This is a genomic window from Streptomyces sp. NPDC026394, assembly GCF_055567735.1.
Window position 1 is genome coordinate 337460 of the sequence record NZ_JBVHPX010000007.1, and the last position, 16945, is coordinate 354404.

At 72.3% G+C, this 16945-nt stretch carries 12 protein-coding genes and 1 pseudogene; 6 read left to right on the plus strand and 7 right to left on the minus strand.

What is annotated here, in order from left to right:
- Window positions 1-3 precede the first annotated feature (3 nt).
- Both ACZ4QV_RS19640 and ACZ4QV_RS19645 read right to left on the minus strand, forming a co-directional pair.
- A complete protein-coding gene (locus ACZ4QV_RS19640) occupies window positions 4-699 on the minus strand; it encodes a dual OB domain-containing protein (protein WP_467763160.1) in 696 nt (231 codons plus the stop codon).
- A gap of 350 nt (window positions 700-1049) precedes the next feature.
- The gene (locus tag ACZ4QV_RS19645; RefSeq protein ID WP_467763161.1) at window positions 1050-2096 is read right to left on the minus strand and encodes a bifunctional DNA primase/polymerase; all 1047 of its coding nucleotides are present in this window, start codon (window positions 2094-2096) and stop codon (window positions 1050-1052) included.
- Window positions 2097-2676: 580 nt separating this feature from the next.
- On the opposite strand from ACZ4QV_RS19645, the pseudogene ACZ4QV_RS19650 reads away from it, so the two are divergent.
- The 4 genes and pseudogenes from ACZ4QV_RS19650 to ACZ4QV_RS19665 all read left to right on the plus strand — a co-directional run.
- Window positions 2677-3597, plus strand: a pseudogene (locus ACZ4QV_RS19650) (bifunctional MaoC family dehydratase N-terminal/OB-fold nucleic acid binding domain-containing protein); the annotation flags it as partial.
- A gap of 422 nt (window positions 3598-4019) precedes the next feature.
- Window positions 4020-5186, plus strand: coding sequence for a lipid-transfer protein (locus ACZ4QV_RS19655; protein WP_361580629.1), 1167 nt, complete (start codon window positions 4020-4022; stop codon window positions 5184-5186).
- Between the two features lie 120 nt (window positions 5187-5306).
- Window positions 5307-6170, plus strand: a complete 864-nt coding sequence (locus ACZ4QV_RS19660) for a DUF1906 domain-containing protein (RefSeq protein ID WP_361152848.1) — start codon at window positions 5307-5309, stop codon at window positions 6168-6170.
- A 203-nt stretch (window positions 6171-6373) separates the two neighbouring features.
- Entirely contained in the window at window positions 6374-6907 is a 534-nt protein-coding gene (locus tag ACZ4QV_RS19665; protein WP_361152845.1) for a SigE family RNA polymerase sigma factor, read from the plus strand.
- A 37-nt stretch (window positions 6908-6944) separates the two neighbouring features.
- Here the strand turns inward: ACZ4QV_RS19665 and ACZ4QV_RS19670 are convergent, their stop codons facing one another.
- The 3 genes from ACZ4QV_RS19670 to ACZ4QV_RS19680 form a co-directional block, all read right to left on the minus strand.
- Entirely contained in the window at window positions 6945-7784 is an 840-nt protein-coding gene (locus ACZ4QV_RS19670) for an MOSC domain-containing protein (protein ID WP_361580624.1), read from the minus strand.
- A gap of 334 nt (window positions 7785-8118) precedes the next feature.
- Window positions 8119-8310: a DUF397 domain-containing protein gene (locus ACZ4QV_RS19675; RefSeq protein ID WP_361152841.1), complete on the minus strand. Its 192-nt coding sequence runs from the start codon at window positions 8308-8310 to the stop codon at window positions 8119-8121.
- A gap of 11 nt (window positions 8311-8321) precedes the next feature.
- Window positions 8322-9176, minus strand: coding sequence for a helix-turn-helix domain-containing protein (locus tag ACZ4QV_RS19680; protein ID WP_361580620.1), 855 nt, complete (start codon window positions 9174-9176; stop codon window positions 8322-8324).
- A gap of 241 nt (window positions 9177-9417) precedes the next feature.
- Between ACZ4QV_RS19680 and ACZ4QV_RS19685 the strand changes: the two genes are divergently transcribed.
- Together ACZ4QV_RS19685 and ACZ4QV_RS19690 are read left to right on the plus strand one after the other, a co-directional pair.
- On the plus strand, window positions 9418-9894 hold the full coding sequence (locus ACZ4QV_RS19685) for an ATP-binding protein (protein ID WP_361152836.1): 477 nt from the start codon (window positions 9418-9420) through the stop codon (window positions 9892-9894).
- Between the two features lie 188 nt (window positions 9895-10082).
- Complete coding sequence (locus tag ACZ4QV_RS19690) at window positions 10083-11735, plus strand: long-chain fatty acid--CoA ligase (protein ID WP_467763162.1); 1653 nt, start codon at window positions 10083-10085, stop codon at window positions 11733-11735.
- 24 nt (window positions 11736-11759) lie between these two features.
- Here ACZ4QV_RS19690 and ACZ4QV_RS19695 read toward each other — a convergent pair whose 3' ends face one another.
- The gene (locus tag ACZ4QV_RS19695; RefSeq protein ID WP_361152832.1) at window positions 11760-12389 is read right to left on the minus strand and encodes a DUF6886 family protein; all 630 of its coding nucleotides are present in this window, start codon (window positions 12387-12389) and stop codon (window positions 11760-11762) included.
- A gap of 212 nt (window positions 12390-12601) precedes the next feature.
- The gene (locus ACZ4QV_RS19700) at window positions 12602-16945 is read right to left on the minus strand and encodes a response regulator (protein ID WP_467763163.1); all 4344 of its coding nucleotides are present in this window, start codon (window positions 16943-16945) and stop codon (window positions 12602-12604) included.

Consider the following 16945-nt stretch of genomic DNA (forward strand, 5'->3'; position numbering starts at 1 on the left):
TTGTCATGGCTTGCTGCCTGCTTCGACCTTCGATCGCTCGATGATGGATGCCGCTAATTTATAAGCATAGCCCTTGAACTCTTCGCCGAGGCTCACCGTGATAAACGATTCACCCAGTTCGTGTACCTTTCCGTACTTGTTCAGGTATGACTGTTCGTACTCGGGGTCGGTTACTCGCACGATGTAAAGGCGACCGGTGTGCCGGAACACGGCGTCCACGGCTTGCTTCGCCTCGCCGTGACTCGCGCGCGAGGTGCGTATGCGCAACGTTATGCGGCTCACGCGGATCAGCTTGAGAGAGTCGCGCAAAGTGACGGCCTGTTCCGTGGGAACTCGGTCGTGAAGGCGCCCGGGTGTGCTGTGCCCGTTGATCCATAAAGTGTCCGGGTGCTGTTCCATCGTCAGCAGTTGGTGCCACTCGGCCCTGCCCGCTCTCACCCAGCGGCGGTGGGGGTCGAGGAGCCAATTTTCGCTCTGGTAGCTGATCGGTTGGTGTCGGAGTAACGGGACGTCGATGATATCGAGTACTCTCGGGTCTGTTCCGTCCTTGTATTGCCGCTCTTCTTGGGATATCTCGTGGTTCGTACGTGCGCTGACCGGGCGTATCCAACGCCCTGTATCGGGAATTAAGCCCGCGACACATCGCCCCCCGCCCTTGCGGGAATTGGCCAGACATACGAGCCTCTTGAAATGTGTCATGCGTCCCCCCGAAGCTGCTGCCTTGGCTGCGTTCGTGAAGGTTACGCAGTGCACTAACACGGGGCGACGGGTGTCACTCAAGTAACCACCCCTATCGGCCAGTTCCGGGGCGCGAGTCGGCGCGCTCGGAGAAGGGATTTGGCGAGCGGTCCGCAGGCGTGGTGCTGGCCAGAGCGTCGCCGCTTTCAGTTCACGGTGGGCTTCGCCTCCCACAGGTCAGCAGGATCTGCGACGGGGGTGAGGCGGTGCCGCACGTCTCGGCCGACCAGCTGTACCTGGCCGGTTCGCGTGAGCCGTGACCATTGGCGACCCGCCACAGGGCCGACGTAACAATGGCTCAGTTCTTGCCCTCAATGCCGGGCCGCCGAAGCGATCGTCGCGCGGGCTTCGCGTTCGGTGAGGCCGGTGTGGAGGGCTGCGGTGGTCAGGGCGGTGGCCATTTCCTGGCCGAGGCCGGATTCGTAGGCGCGGCAGGCGGCCCAGAAGAGGCGGGCGTTGCGCTGGCCGTCCGGGGAGGTGCGGACGAAGCGGAGCAGGGCGGGGGCCGGGTTGGGGTGCGGGGGAGGTGAGGGCAGGGCGGACGGGTGGTGGAGGGAGTGGGGGTGCGGGTGGGGCGGTGACTGGGGCGGTAGGAGGGCGGTGAGGGCGGCCGGTGCCGGGGCGGGGAGCCGTGGGGTGCCGGGGGCGAGGCGGTACTCGCCGCGGGAGGTACGGGAGCCGGGGCCGACCAGGTAGCCGCCGGTGCCGCGGATGTCGATGCCCGGGGCCAGGCGTCCCGCGGAGTTGGGTACGGGCGGGGCCGGCGGGCCGGAGAAGTAGAGGTGGCGGCCGCCGCTCGGGGTGCGGACCGTGACGGTGGGCGGGAGGGTGAAGCGGTGTTGTGCGGCGAGGAGTTGCAGGGCGGTGAGGCCGTCCGCGCCGTTCTTGGTGTCCAGGTCGATGCCGATGAGGTGGTGCGGAGGGACGCCGCAGGCGATGCCGTACGCGGTGGCCCAAGGTGCGGCCGCGAAGAGGCGGCGGACGGCGAGCGGGTCCGAGGTCGCGTCGTGGATGCCGTGCCCCGGGCGGCCGCAGTCGCCGCGGCAGGGGGTGGGGGACGGGTCGGCGTGGTGCGGGGAGCGTACGGCGGGGAGTTTGGCGCGGGTGAGCGGGAGGACGGAGTAGCCGCGGCCGGCCGCGACGAGAGCGTGGGTGAGGGCCGTGGCGTGGGCGTCACCTCGGGGAGCGGGCCGGGCGGGGCGGGGGGACTGGGCGGGACGCCGGGTGGGGAGGTCGCCGGAGCGGCCGCCGGGACGGTCGTCAGGGTGGCCGCTGGAGCGGTCGTCAGGGCGGTCACCGAGGCGGGTGCCGGAGGGGGAGGGATGGCTCCCGGTGGCGGGGAGGTGGGGAGAGGCCATGGGGCTATTTTCGTATGCGCGTTCGATTCAGGGAAGGGGTGCATGGGCTCTCGGCCGGGAAAGGCCGGAAAGGTGCGGGAACGTTGCGCCGCAGGTCGGGGCAGTCGTCGTGCAGCGCCTGCCGGCCCCGTCGTCGGGAATGGTCGGGCGTGCCCCATGAGAGGAGGAACGGCATGACGTCATGGCGCGCGTTCGCACCCTTCGCGCCTCGCTGCCTTCGCCGCCCTGCCCTGCGCGGCGCCCCTCTTCGCCGGGGTGGCGCACGCCGACAACGGCGGCCCGGCAGGCAGCGGGTGGCATGTGGCGGCGACGAGCCGGGTCGGCGCGGGAGTGGGCCGCTCGCTCTTGACTTCGAAGGCGTGCTGACGGACAGTCAGAAACTCTTCAAAGGCGAGAGTGGAGTGTGGCGGGGGAAGGAGCGGGAGTGGGTGCGGATGCTGGCACAACGGCCGCGGGCACAACGGCCGCGGGAACGGGACGAGTTAGTGGCGCACGCGGGCCCGGAGGTGCTGACGAGAGCTCCGGCAATAGCTCCGGCGAAAGCTCCGACAAAAGCTCCGAAGAAAGCGCCGCCGACGGCCTGTACGCCCGGCTGAAGCCCTTCGTGGGCCAGCCCGCCGTGACCGTCGGCGAAGGCAAGGACCCCGTCAACGAGCCGATGATCCGGCACTGGTGCGAGGCCATGGGCGACACCGGCCCCGCGTACCAGGGCCCCGGCGCCGTCGCCCCGCCCACCATGCTGCAGGCGTGGACGATGGGCGGCCTCTCCGGGCACCCGGGCCGCTCGGCGGCGCACGAGGCGCTCTTCGCCCTGCTGGACGAGGCCGGCTGCACCTCCGTCGTCGCGACCGACTGCGAGCAGGAGTATCTGCGTCCGCTCCGTCCCGGCGACCGCATCACCTTCGACTCCGTCATCGAGTCGGTGTCCCCGCGCAAGACGACGAAGCTGGGGGCGGGGTACTTCGTCACGACGCGGATGGACGTACGGGCGGACGGCGAACCGGCCGGGACGCACCGTTTCCGTATCCTCAAGTACGCACCCGCCGCACGCCGGGACCCGGTCACCCGGAACGGCCGTTCCCGGTCATCGGGGGCCGGCGATCGAGGCACCCACCCCCGCCCCGTGATCAACCGCGACAACGCCGGTTTCTGGGCCGGAGTCGCCCGCCACGAACTGCTCATCCAGCGCTGCACGGACTGCGCGACGCTGCGCTTCCCCTGGCTCCCGGGGTGCAACACCTGTGGCGGCGAGGGGTGGGACACCGTGGCGGCCACCGGTTCCGGCACGGTCTTCTCGTACGTCGTGATGCATCATCCGCCCTTTCCGGCCTTCGACCCGCCGTACGCGGTGGGCCTGGTCGAACTGGCGGAAGGGGTACGGGTGGTGGCCGGGCTGGTCGGCGTGCCCCCGGCGGAGGTGCGGATCGGGATGCCCGTACGGCTGGAGTTCCGGACGGTGGACGAGGACCTCGTACTGCCCGTCTTCAGCGGGAGGCCGGGACCGCTGAAGCCCGGCGACGAACTGCCCCCGCTGACCGTCCCCGTCACCCGCACCCTGATCGTCTCGGGCGCGATCGCCTCCCGTGACTACCAGGACGTGCACCACGACGCCGAGGCGGCCAAGGCCAAAGGCTCTCCCGACATCTTCATGAACATCCTGACCACGAACGGCCTCGTCGGCCGCTACATCACCGACTTCTTCGGCCCCCGCGCCGTACTCCGCAAGGTCGTGATCCGGCTGGGCGCGCCCAACTACCCGGACGACGTCATGGAGTTACGCGGCACGGTCCTCGCCCGGGACGGTGACGCGACGGACGTACGGGTGGTGGGCACCAACGCCCTCGGCCACCACGTCACCGGCACGGTGACCGTCACCGCCCCCGCGCACGCGCCCGCTCAGGCGCCCACCCCGGAGCCCACCCCATGACCCTCCACCGCGCGGACACCCTCAACGGCCGGGCCGCCGTCGCCGGCATCGGGGCCACCGAGTTCACCAAGGACTCCGGCCGCAGCGAGCTGAAGCTGGCCGTCGAAGCCGTACGGGCCGCTCTGGACGACGCCGGGCTCGGTCCCGGTGACGTCGACGGCATGGTCACCTTCACGATGGACACCAGCCCCGAGATCACCGTCGCCCAGGCATCCGGTATCGGTGAACTGTCCTTCTTCTCGCGCGTCCACTACGGCGGCGGCGCGGCCTGCGCCACGGTCCAGCAGGCGGCCCTTGCCGTCGCGGCCGGGATCGCCGAAGTCGTCGTCTGCTACCGGGCGTTCAACGAGCGCTCGGGCCGCAGGTTCGGTGCCGGTGTGCAGCGGCGCGAGCCGTCCGCCGAGGGCGCGGCGCTCGGCTGGAACCTGCCTGCCGGGCTGCTGACGCCCGCCTCCTGGGTCGCCATGGCGGCACAGCGGTACCTGTACGCGTACGGGCTCACTCCGGAGGCGTTCGGGCAGGTCGCGGTCGTCGGCCGGCGGCACGCGGCGCGCAACCCCGCCGCGTACTTCCACGGCCGGCCGATCACCCTCGCCGACCACGCCGCGTCCCGCTGGATCGTCGAGCCGCTGCGGCTGCTCGACTGCTGCCAGGAGACCGACGGCGGCCAGGCCCTCGTCGTCACCTCGCTCGAACGCGCCCGTGACCTGCGGCGACCGCCCGCCGTGATCCGGGCCGCGGCACAGGGGGCCGGCCGGGCCCAGGAGCAGATGACCAGCTACTACCGGGACGGGCTGACCGGCCTGCCGGAGTCGGCCGTCGTGGCGCGGCAGCTCTGGCGGACGAGCGGGCTGCGCCCGGCGGACATCGACGTCGGCATCCTCTACGACCACTTCACACCGTTCGTACTGATGCAACTGGAGGAGTTCGGTTTCTGCGCGCCGGGCGAGGCGGCGGACTTCGTCGCGGCGGACAGGCTGCCGCTCAACACGCACGGCGGGCAGCTTGGCGAGGCGTATCTGCACGGCATGAACGGGATCGCGGAGGCGGTACGGCAGCTCCGCGGCACCTCGGTCAATCAGGTGCCCGGCGCCGCCGGTGTGCTGGTCACCGCCGGTACGGGCGTACCGACCTCCGGGCTGGTGCTCGGCGCGGACGGCTGACCGAAGCCGCCGGAACGTCCCTTCGAACACCGTGCCGAAAAGACACTCGGAAGGCTGAATGCGTGCGGCCGATGGCGTGTCCCGCGCGCGGCGCACCGCGCCCCCACTTTGACTCCGGATATGGGAACGACAAACAAGATCATCCGACGGTGTGCGCTGCGCCCCGCCGTCCTGCTCACCGCCGCCCTGACCAGCCTGCTCGGTCTGCTGGCCACACTCCTCGCACCGGCCGCCGGCGCGGAGCCCGACCGGGCCGGGCCACGCGGCCCGAACGTGTTCCAGGGCTGGGCGTTCGACACCTGCAAGACACCCTCGCTGAGCACCTTGGCGGCCTGGAAGGGCTCCAAGTACCGCGGCGTCGGCGTCTACTTCGGCGGGCGCGGCCGGGCCTGCCCCAACCAGCCCAACCTCACCCGGGACTGGGTACGCGCCGCCCACCGCGCGGGCTGGCGGCTGCTGCCGTTGTACGTCGGTTCCCAGGCGCCCTGCGTGGTCAACAAGCACAAGCGCAAGGTGACCATCGGCAGTGATCCGGTGCAGGTGGGCACCGGCGAGGCGCAGGACGCGGTACGCCGGGCCCAGGCGCTGGGCATCGCCCCGGACAGCGCGCTGTACCTGGACATGGAGGCGTACAACCTGCGCGACGCGGCCTGTACGCGTAAGACGCTGGAGTACATCCGCGCCTGGAACCGGGAGACGGTCCGCCAGGGCTACGTGCCCGGTTTCTACAGCAGTGCCGACTCCGGCGTACGGCACATCGAGCGGGCCCGGCGCGCCGGTACGCGCGACCTGCCGTCGGTGATGTGGTTCGCGCGGTGGCACTCCAAGCCGAACCTGTACGGCGAGCCCGAGATGTCCGCTTCGGCGTGGCGTCCGCACCGGCGGATCCACCAGTACGCGGGCAATGTCGCCGAGACGCACGGCGGCCGCAAGATGACCATCGACCGCAACCGGGTGGACGCACCGGTGGCCGTGATCCGGTAGGGCGGCGGTCCGGGAGGCCGGGCGGGGTTCCGGCGCGCGGGCGCCGGAGCTCTGACGAAAGGGGGACGGGCACCCTGAGGAGGGACGAGCGGCTGTCCGCCTTTAGGAGGTAGGGGGAACCCCACCCGTACAACTTGAGGGGGAGGGGGCATCGGCACCTGTGGGCGATCCCTCGCGGTGTTCCGCGCTTCTAGCGTTGGAGCATGACCACGCCAGTGTGCACCAGCGCCTCCCGCGCCGCTGTGTTCCCGTCGTTCTCGTCGTACGTACGGGCCCGCGGGCCGGTGCTCTTGCGGACCGCCCGCTCGCTCACCGCCAACCCGAGCGACGCCGAGGACCTGCTGCAGACCGCGCTGACCAAGACGTTCGTGGCGTGGGAGCGGATCGAGGACCACCGGGCGCTGGACGGCTATGTGCGCCGCGCCCTGCTGAACACCCGCACCTCGCAGTGGCGCAAGCGCAAGGTCGACGAGTTCGCCTGCGAGGAGATACCCGAGCCCGACCCGGTGCCGGCGCCCGACCCGGCCGAGGCCCAGGTGCTGCGGGACGCGATGTGGCGGGCGGTGCTGCGGCTGCCGGCGCGGCAGCGCGCCATGGTCGTGCTGCGCTACTACGAGGACCTGAGCGAGGCGCAGACGGCGGAGGTGCTCGGGGTCTCCGTCGGTACGGTCAAGAGCGCGGTCTCCCGGGCCCTGGCCAAGCTGCGCGAGGACCCGGAACTGTCGGTGGCGGCGTAGCACCCGTTCGCTGCCGGCCCGCCGCCCCCGTACAGCCTCACACCAGCCGGACGGCGTCCCCCTGGCGCATCCGTCCCGGCCGTACGACCTGCGCGTACACGCCCGCGCACGGCTGCGGACCCATGGTCTCCATCGGCACCACCCGGTTGTGGCGCGCGGGTACCCGTAGCGCGTCCGGGTCGCGCGGCAGCCTGCCGTGCTCCAGCGTCGGTACGGCGCAGCGCGGTGTCCGGGCCACGACCCGGAGGGTGAGTTCGTCGCCGATGCGCAGTTCGCGGCCGGGCCAGTCGTTCTCGACGAAGCCGGCGGCCTCGGTACGGATCACGACGTTCGGGCGGTAGCGCTCGGCCTCGACGGTGGTGGCCCGGGGGCCGAGTTCGGTGATCCGGTCGAGCGTGGCGCGGGTGATCAGGTGCAGCGGCGCGTAGTCGAAGAAGGTGCCGGGCGGAGCCTGCGAGGCGATCTCCAGGGTCTCGTGCGCCACCTCGGCCGCCGCGCCGGCGGCCAGTACCTCTTCGGGGCGGGAGCGTTCCAGGGTGGCCTTCTCGGGCGGGGCGTCGGCGAGGGTGACGGACTGCCCGAGGTGGGCGGAGAGCGTACGGTCCACGTGCGCGTCGGTGGACCGTACGGTGCGGCCGGACGGCAGCGTGATCCGTACGGCACCGTCGATGATCTCGGCCCGCAACTTCAGCAAGTCGCGCCACAACCGTGGGTTCTTCGCGCTGGCGACCTGGCCGGACACCTGGTGCACCAAGGCGAGCGCACGGTCCCCCGCCAGCCCGCGGGCGTCCGCCGAAACGTCCGGAACCTCCTCACCCAGCAGCGATTTCACCGGATAGCGCCACAGCGTGGTCACCGTTCCCACCATCGTCCCCATACCTCCAGGCTGCCACGACCGTACGGCGCGAGACTCCTGATTTTCTGCTGCGGAGCGCGCGTAGCGCGTGGTAGGGGGTGGAGCGGCCGGGGCCACGGGCGGGGCTGGGTCCCTCCCCGACGCACCTGCTTGGAGAAATCAGCCCGACGGGGAGGGGCGCGTACGCCGAACCATGCCCTTGCGGTTTCGGTCCTGGAACGGCGACGCGCTGCGACCGTAGCGGTACGCGTCAGCCCGCCGCAAGGGTGCTACGGAGCATCATTGCCACTCGGCATAGGACAAAGCCCCTCCACCGTTTGGTGCGAGGGGCCTACTTGCTGGTCACGCGCCTTGCTTACGGTCGGTGATCGAATTCCCCGGCTTTGACGCCTGCGAGAAGTGCCGCAAACTTGCTCCGGTCGGCGACCGTTATGACGTTCGGTTCGTCACTCTCACGAATGAAGATCGCCTCTCCCCTCGTGGCTATCTCGACACAGTTCTCGCCCCCTGCTCCGGAGAACGACGACTTCTGCCACTGCTGTCCCATGCTTGGATGTCTCACAGTTCTCGCGCGATGTGATGGATGAGATTGCGGGATTCCTCGGTTCCGAGTGCTGCTCTCTCGGCGGTGTCGAGCAGGGCCCGGTACCGTTTCAATTCGACTTCGGCGTCCAGGAAGCGTCCTCCGAAAGCGCTGTCGATCTGAACCGAGTCCAGCCGTGGCACGACGCCGTTTGCGTACAGTACGGGCTGGGTGGCCTCGATGAAGTCTTCGCACGTGAACGGCAGCACTCGGACCTCCACGTTCGGCCACTCGGACACGGTGACCAGGTATTCGAGTTGGGCGCGTGCCACTTTGCGTCCGCCGAACCGCATACGCAGCGCCGCCTCGTGGATGACGGCGGTGAAGCGGGGCGGGGCGGCGCGTTCGAGGACGCTACGTCGGCGCATGCGGTACTCGACACGTGTGTCGATCTCGTCGGGCGGCAGGGCCGGAATGTGTCCGTGGTGGATGGCGCGCGCGTATTCCTCCGTCTGGAATATCCCCGGGATGTTCACCGACTGCATGGACCGCATGCGCGTCGCGTGGTGTTCCAGCTCGGCGATGTCCAGGAAGCCCGGCGCGAGCCGGCCGCGGTACTCGTCCCACCAGAACTGCCCTCGGTGTTCCGTCGCGATCACGCAAAGGGCGTCGATGAGCGCGGCGTCATCGCAGGAATAGAAGGTGGCGAGCCGGGTGAGGCGCTCGACCGAGACGCCGATCCGTCCGGCCTCGATGTGGCTGATCTTGGCCTGGTCGGTCGACAGCAGGCCGGCTGCTTCGCGTGCGGTCTTGCCTGCGGCCTCACGCATCTTCCGCAGCTCGGCACCCAAACGCGCCTGCCGTGCGGTCGGGTTGTCCCTCGCTGGCATGTCACCGTCCCCACTTTTCCTTGAGTCTGCCGTGCAACGGTGTCACGGGTCGACCAGTCGTCACCAGTATGAGTGGGCATCCTTGCTACGGAGCATGGTTGCCACTACCGTCCTTCTCAGTACCGCGCCACGCGTCGGATCGCCGAAGTGCAGTCACTCGCGCGCCCTTTGGGAGCGCACCTGGGGAGTGGCCAGGCCACGGCAGCGGGCAGCGCGCATCCTCGCGTTGGGAGACGTAGCCATGACTCTCGCACCCCCGAAACCAGCCCCCGCACCCCCCGTCGCACGCGACTCGTTCCGGTTCGATCTGCTCAACCGGGCCACCGCGCCGGGGATCGCCCGAGCCGTCGTGACCGACCTGATGACCCTGACCGGCAACGCCGAACTCGTCGACGACGTGCGCGTCTTGGTGAGTGAGCTGGTCACGAACGTACACCTGCACACCGACACGGCCGTCGTACGCCTCGACGTGACCGTGCACCCCACATCCGTACGCGTGGCCGTGTGGGACGACGCCCCGCGCAGCCGGCTCCTCAGCCTGCCCGCGCTGCTCGACGACGGGTCGGGGCGTGGCCTGCACCTGGTCGAAGCGCTGGCGTCGCGGTGGGGCGTGTACCGGCCCAACATCGACACCCGTCGGCGCAAGGGGGTGTGGTTCGCGCTCGACCGGGGCGGAAGAGGCGAAGCCGCTCTGCCCGACATGGCGAAGATGGCCTGATCGAGCCGTACCCCAGGAGCATGGCGGCACCCCCTCCGTACCGCTCACCGGCGGTGCGGAGGGCCGTCGGGCACCCGGACAACGGCCGAATCCGTACGGGCCGGGTAGTGACATACCGCGAGAAACACCAGGACAATCACCAGGAACTTACCCGCGCGTAACAGGCGCACCCTATGGGGAGGCTCCCGGTGCAGAGCACGATGCAAGACGTACCCCTGCTCGTTTCGAGGATCTTGACGCACGGTTCAACGATCCACGGGAAGGCCGAGGCGATCACCTGGACCGGTGACGGCGAGCCGCACCGCCGCAGTTACGCGGAGATCGGCGCCCGCGCCGCCCGGCTCGCCCACGCGCTCCGTGACGAACTGGGCGTCGACGGCGACGAGCGGGTGGCGACGCTCATGTGGAACAACGCCGAGCACTTGGAGGCGTACCTCGCCATCCCCTCCATGGGTGCCGTCCTCCACACGCTCAACCTGCGCCTCCCCGTCGAGCAGCTGATCTGGATCGTCCACCACGCCGCCGACCGCGTCGTCCTGGTCAACGGCACCCTCCTGCCGCTGCTGGCGCCGCTGCTCCCGCACCTGCCGACGGTCGAGCACGTCGTCGTGGCGGGGGCGGGCGACCGTTCCCTGCTGGAAGGCGTCCGGCCGCGTGTCCACGAGTACGAGGAGCTGATCGCCGGCCGTCCGGAGCACTACGACTGGCCGGAGCTCGACGAACGGCAGGCCGCCGCGCTCTGCTACACCTCCGGCACGACCGGCGACCCGAAGGGCGTGGCCTACAGCCACCGCTCTCTCTACCTGCACTCCATGCAGGTCAACAACGCCGAGGCGTTCGCCCTGGGCGGCAAGGACATCGCCATGCCGGTGGTCCCGATGTTCCACGTGAACGCCTGGGGCCTGCCGCACGCCTCCTTCATGGCGGGCGCCTCCCTGCTGATGCCCGACCGCTTCCTCCAGCCGGGCCCGATCGCCGAAATGATCGAGACGGTACGGCCGACCGTCGCCGCCGCCGTGCCCACCATCTGGCAGGGCCTGCTCGGCGAGCTGGACGCCACGAAGCGCGACGTCACCTCGCTGCGCAACGTCGTCATCGGCGGTTCCGCGTGTCCCCCGGCACTGATGCGCGCCTTCGAGGAACGCCACGGACTGCGCGTCGTACACGCCTGGGGCATGACCGAGACGTCCCCGCTCGGCTCGGTCTCGCACCCGCCGGCCGGCGTGAGCGGCGAAAAGGAGTGGGCGTACCGTGCGACGCAGGGCCGCTTCCCCGCCTCGGTGGAGGCCCGGCTGGTCGGCCCGGACGGCGAACACCTGCCGTGGGACCGGGAGTCGGCGGGCGAGCTGGAGGTACGGGGTCCGTGGATCGCGGGCGCGTACTACGGCGGCGCGGACGGCGCCGACCTGCGCCCCGAGGACAAGTTCAGCCCCGACGGCTGGCTGCGCACCGGCGACGTCGGCACGATCACGCCGGACGGCTACCTGACCCTGACCGACCGCGCCAAGGACGTCATCAAGTCCGGCGGCGAGTGGATCTCCTCGGTCGAGCTGGAGAACCACCTGATGGCCCACCCGGAGGTCGCGGAGGCCGCGGTGGTGGCCGTACCGGACGAGAAGTGGGGCGAACGGCCGCTGGCCGCCGTGGTGCTGCGGGAGGGCGCGAGCGCCGGTTTCGAGGAGCTGCGGACCTTCCTCGGCGGGCGGGTGGCGCGCTGGCAGCTCCCGGAGCGGTGGACGGCGGTGGCGGCCGTACCGAAGACCAGCGTCGGCAAGTTCGACAAGAAGGTGCTGCGCAAGCAGTACGCGGACGGGGAGCTGACGGTCACCCGGGTGGGGTGAGACGGGCGGCTGCCGGGCCGGGGGTCACCTGGGTGGACTGAGACGGCGGCGTACGCGTACGGGAGGGGGCGTCCGCGCGGGCGGCTCCGGGCCCGTACCCGCCGCTGCCGTACCGTCCCCCGGGGCCGGCTTCGCGTTGCGCAGGCGGATGCCGCTGAACCCCAGCGTGCTGGTGACCGCCGCGCTCCAGAAGCCCCGGAGGTTGTCGAGCACCCGGAGCTGGATCCCGGCGTCCCGGTGCAGCTTCAGCAGGTCGCCCACCGGTTCGGGCGGCCCGAGCGGTACGACGGGCTCCGTCGCCACGACCGCGCTCGGCACCGGTTCGCCGAACGGGCGGAAGGCGGCAGCCGGGAGGCGGTAGGCGAAGAGCTCGGTGGTACGCAGGCGGTCCAGCCAGTCGTACTCGATCACGTGCAGCCGCTCGCCGCCGCCCGGCCCGAGGAAGCGCGCGCGGTCCGCGGCGGACGTGCCCGGCACGCACCAGACCATGGCCCGCGGGCACTGGCGCGGGAACCAGTAGTCCGGCGCCCGGTCGGCGTCGACGGCCCAGACGTACGCCTCCTCCTGCCGGGCGGTCCTGGCGACGTGCGGCACGAACGTGCCGATCGTGGGGTCCTCCGAAAAGTGCAGGACTTCACCGGGGCGGGGGCGCATGGGGCGTTTCTACCGCAGGGCGGTGGCGGGCCGCCGGGCTTTTTCACGGCCGCCCGCCCCGGCGGCCCAGGCGTACGGGTTCCGCTCGGCCCGAAGCGGGCCGCTCAGTCCGAAGCGGGCCGCTCGGCCTGTGCCGGCCCCGTTCAGCCCGTACCGGCCCCGCTCGGCCCGTGTCGGACCGTACCGGCCCGCTCAGTTCGTGCCGGCCCCGCTCAGTTCGTGCCGATCTTGGCGAGCAGGTCGACGATCCGCGCCTGGACCTCCGAGCTCGTCGAACGCTCCGCCAGGAAGAGGACGGTCTCGCCCGCCGCGAGCCCCGGCAACTGGGCCGGGTCGAGGTCCGCCGACGTGTAGACGACCAGCGGGGTGCGGTTGAGCAGGCCGTTCGAGCGCAGCCAGTCGACGATCCCGGCCCGGCGGCGGCGTACCTGCATCAGGTCCATCACCACCAGGTTCGGCCGCATCCGGGTCGCGAGCGTCACCGCGTCCGCGTCCGTCGCCGCCCGCGCGACCTGCATGCCGCGCCGCTCCAGCGAGGCGGTCAGCGCCCCGGCGACGGCGTCGTTCTCCTCGGTCAGCAGGACACGCGGCGGGTGCTGCTCGCTGTCCCGCGGGGCGAGCGCCTTGAGGAGGACGGCCGGGTCGGCCCCGTACGCGGCCTCCCGCGTCGCCTGCCCGAGTCCCGCCGTCACCAGGACCGGCACCTCGGCCGCCACCGCCGCCGTACGCAGCGACTGGAGCGCGGTACGGGTGATCGGCCCGGTCAGCGGGTCGACGAACAGCGCCGCCGGGTACGCGGCGATCTGCGCGTCCACCTCCTCGCGGGAGTTGACGATGACCGGGCGGTAGCCGCGGTCGCACAGCGCCTGCTGCGTGGAGACGTCCGGGGCGGGCCAGACCAGCAGCCGGCGCGGGTTGTCCAGCGGCTCCGGCGGCAACTCGTCGTCCATCGGCTGCGGCTGCGGCTCGGTCACCTCGACGGCGCCGTTCGGGCCGTCCAGCGGCTCGGGGCCCTCGCTGCCCTCGTCGGGGGCGGAGACGGCGAAGGCGCGCCCCTCCGAGGTGTTCAGCAGGTGCTGCTGATGCGGTTGTTGTTGCTGGGGATGCTGCTGGGACTGCTGCGGGGATTGGGACTGGGGCTGTCCCGGCGCGTGGGTGCCGGGCTGCGGGTGCGGCCGGGCCTCGGCGGAGGAGGCGTCGGACGCGGCCGTACGCTCCCCCTCCTGCGGCGGCTGCGCCAGCTTGCGGCGGCGGCCCGAGCCCGCGGCGGGGGCGCCGGGTGCGGCGCTTCCGGGAGCGGGGGCGCCGGGTGCGGCGCCTCCGGCTGCGCCCGGTTGCTGCTGCTCGGCTCCGGCGAGCTGCTGCGAGAACGGCACGCCCTGCCCGAGCGTCCGCACACTGAACGCCCGCCCGTGGGAATGGCCCGCGGCGGGCCCGCCCGCCATGTCGTCACCCTCCGCCGTCTCCGGGGAGACGGGCGCGGGCATGGGCTGCCGGGGAGCGGCCGGGTCGGGTACGGGCGCGGCCGTGCCCTTCCCCTCCCGCGGTTCCTGCCCGGCGCCCTGCTCGGCCTCCACCGGGCTGGGGCGCCCACGCCGGCGCCCGGTCGGTGCGGGGGGCGCAGAGGGCGCGTCCGTGGCCGTCGGGGCGGTTCCCGGACCGTTCGTCGGAGCACTGCCGGGACCGGCCGTCGGCCCGCCCTCGACGGGGTGCGCCACCAGCCCCTCCGGACCGGCGACGAACGTACCCGTCGACTCCGAATCGGCCATCGCGGCGGCCGCCCGCTCCTCGGCGGCAGCGCGCCGCGCACGGCGCCGACCGGTCGGCTCGGGCCCCCAGCCACCCTCGGGCGCGCCCGGCCCGGGCACCGCACCGGCCGGGTCGCCGGCAGCGTCCGCCGTACCGGGACGCGCGCGACGGCGGCCCGTACCCGTACCTGCACTGGTACCTGCACCTGCACCTGCACCTGTGCCCGTGCCGCCCTGCGGGCCGTCGGCCGGTCCGGAATTCTGACCGGGCAGGACCGGCAACGCGGGCAGGGGGGACTGCGGAAGCTGGTCGGCGGCGGCGGGCGGCAGGGCGAAGGCCGAGTGCGCGGTACGGGCGGGGGCCTGCGCCTGGTTCGGGAAGGGGCGCTCGGCCGTGTCGGCCAGCGCCCTGCGCGCCCGGCGCCCGGACGGCGGAACCTGCCCCTGCCCCTGAGCCTGCGCCTGCCCTTGAGCCTGCGCCTGCCCTTGAGCCTGCGCCTGCCCCTGTACCTGCCCTTGGGCGTGCCCGGCCTGGGCGTGAACCGCCTGGCCCTGCCCCGGCCCCTGCCCCGGTCCGTGCTGCTGTCCTTGCCCGTGCTGCTGCCCCTGCGCCTGGCCCTGCGGGCCGCCGGTGGCGGCCGGGAGCGCGGCCCGTGCGGCTCCCTCCGGGCCGTCCTGCTGGAGCGGGCGCCGACCACCCGGCGGTACGACCTCGGCCCCGGCCATGCCCTGCGGCATCCCGGGCGCGCCGGGCATTCCCGGTTCCGCGCCGGGACGACCGGCGCCGCCCGCGCCTGCCCCACGTACGCCTGCGCCGGAACCGCCCGTGCCCTGAGACCCGGAGACATCCGCCTCACTACGGGCCCGGGGCACCTGACCGTGTCCGTTCCCGTTCCCGTGCCTGTTCCCGTTCGGGGCGCCGCTCTGGTTGCCGTTTCCGGGTGCCGCGGCGTCTTCCCCCTGCGACTGCTGCTCCGGCACGTCACCGTTCCGCGCCCGGCGCCGCCCGGTCGGCGTGCCCTCGGCCGCACCGTCCGTACGACCCGTACCGCTGCCCGCAGCACCGGGCGTACCGGGGCCGGTCGCCTCTCCTCCGGCCCGCTGCGCCCGCGCCTTCTGCCCCGGCGCCTCAGGCGTCCCAGGCACCCCAGGCGCCCCGGCCCCACCGGCCTGCCCCTGAACCGGCCCCCTGCCCTTGCCCTGGTCCTGTCCCTGCCCCTGCTGCTGCGTCCCCCGAGCCCGCTCGGCCGGCACCGGCATGACCGTCGTCTCGTTGCCCGTCACCTCGCGCGCCGGGCCCGCGGCGCCGGACACCGGCGCGCCACCGGCCGCCACCGGCACTTCGAGCACATACGCGCTGCCGCCCGCGCCCGGCACCTGGTGCGTCTGCAGCACACCGCCGTGCTGCCGCACGATGCCGCGCACGATGGGCGCGTGGACCGGGTTGCCGCCGCCGTACGGGCCGCGCACCTCGATCCGTACGACCTCGCCGCGCTGGGCCGCGGCCACCACGATCGTCGAGTCCCCGGAAGTGGCCTCGGAGCCGCTCCCGGCCTTGCCTGTGGCGTCCACGCCCGCGACATCCGCGATCAGGTGGGACAGCGCCTGCGCGAGCCGCTCCGCGTCCACCTCGGCGTCGATCGGCGGGGCGTGCACCGCGAACTGGGCGCGGCCCGGGCCGATCAGCTCGATCGCGCCCTCGACGCCGGCCGCCACGACCCGGTCGAGCGAGACCTTGGACCGCGTGAGCCGTTCGCCGCCCGCGTCCAGCCGCTGGTAGCTCAGCACGTTGTCGACCAGCGTCGTCATCCGCGCGTACCCGGCGGCCAGGTGGTGCAGGATCTGGTTCGCCTCCGGCCACAGCTGGCCGGCCGGGTCGGACGCCAGGGTGCCCAGCTCCGCCTTCAGCTCCTCCAGCGGGCCGCGCAGCGACTGGTCCAGTACGGCCAGCAGCTGTGTGTGGCGCGCCGCCAGCGCGTCGTAGGGACGCCGGTCGGTGAACGTCATCACCGCGCCGACGAGCTGGTCACCGTCGCGTACCGGCGCGGTCGTCAGGTCCACCGGGACGGACCGCCCGTCCTTGGCCCACAGCGCCTGGCCCCGTACCCGGTGCTTGCGCCCGGAACGCAGGGAGTCGGCGAGCGGCGTCTCCTCCCAGGGCAGCGGCGTGCCGTCCGCGCGGGAGTGGTGGATGAGCGGGTGCAGTTCCTTGCCGCCCAGCTCACTCGCCCGGTAGCCGAGGATCTGCGCGGCGGACGGGTTGACGAGGACGACCTTGCCCTCGGAGTCGACACCGACGACGCCCTCGGCGGCCGCGCGCAGGATCATCTCGGTCTGCCGCTGCTGGCGGGCCAGCTCGGTCTCGGTGTCGAGCGTGCCGGTCAGGTCCCGTACGACGAGCATCAGCAGCTCGTCGCCGGTGTAGCCGTTGCGGTGGTCGGCGTACGCGGCCTCGAAGGCGGACTCGTACGGGGTACGGCCGTCCTCCAGGTTCGCGCTGGTCACCTCGACCAGCAGCTCACGGCCGTCGGTACGCCGCGCCACCATCCGCGTGGGCTTCGTACGCGGGCCGTGTTCCTGCTCGTCGTGGCGCCGCATCGAGCCGGGGATGCGCTTGGAGTCGAAGGACGGCAGCAGGTCCAGCAGCCCGCGGCCCACCAGGGCGGTGCCCGGGGCCTCGAAGGTCTCCAGGGCGATGGCGTTCGCGTTGACGACCGTGCCGTTGCAGTTCACCAGCAGCAACGCGTCCGGCAGAGCGTCGAGTATGGCTGCGAGGCGAGCAGCGCCTCGGGATGGCCTGCTGCTCAC

Excerpts from the sequence above, each read along its gene's own strand:
- ACZ4QV_RS19640 (WP_467763160.1), bottom strand. The coding sequence starts at position 699 with ATGACACATTTCAAGAGGCTCGTATGTCTGGCCAATTCCCGCAAGGGC.
- ACZ4QV_RS19645 (WP_467763161.1), bottom strand. The coding sequence starts at position 2,096 with ATGGCCTCTCCCCACCTCCCCGCCACCGGGAGCCATCCCTCCCCCTCC.
- ACZ4QV_RS19655 (WP_361580629.1), top strand. The coding sequence starts at position 4,020 with ATGACCCTCCACCGCGCGGACACCCTCAACGGCCGGGCCGCCGTCGCC.
- ACZ4QV_RS19660 (WP_361152848.1), top strand. The coding sequence starts at position 5,307 with ATGGGAACGACAAACAAGATCATCCGACGGTGTGCGCTGCGCCCCGCC.
- ACZ4QV_RS19665 (WP_361152845.1), top strand. The coding sequence starts at position 6,374 with ATGACCACGCCAGTGTGCACCAGCGCCTCCCGCGCCGCTGTGTTCCCG.
- ACZ4QV_RS19670 (WP_361580624.1), bottom strand. The coding sequence starts at position 7,784 with ATGGGGACGATGGTGGGAACGGTGACCACGCTGTGGCGCTATCCGGTG.
- ACZ4QV_RS19675 (WP_361152841.1), bottom strand. The coding sequence starts at position 8,310 with ATGGGACAGCAGTGGCAGAAGTCGTCGTTCTCCGGAGCAGGGGGCGAG.
- ACZ4QV_RS19680 (WP_361580620.1), bottom strand. The coding sequence starts at position 9,176 with ATGCCAGCGAGGGACAACCCGACCGCACGGCAGGCGCGTTTGGGTGCC.
- ACZ4QV_RS19685 (WP_361152836.1), top strand. The coding sequence starts at position 9,418 with ATGACTCTCGCACCCCCGAAACCAGCCCCCGCACCCCCCGTCGCACGC.
- ACZ4QV_RS19695 (WP_361152832.1), bottom strand. The coding sequence starts at position 12,389 with ATGCGCCCCCGCCCCGGTGAAGTCCTGCACTTTTCGGAGGACCCCACG.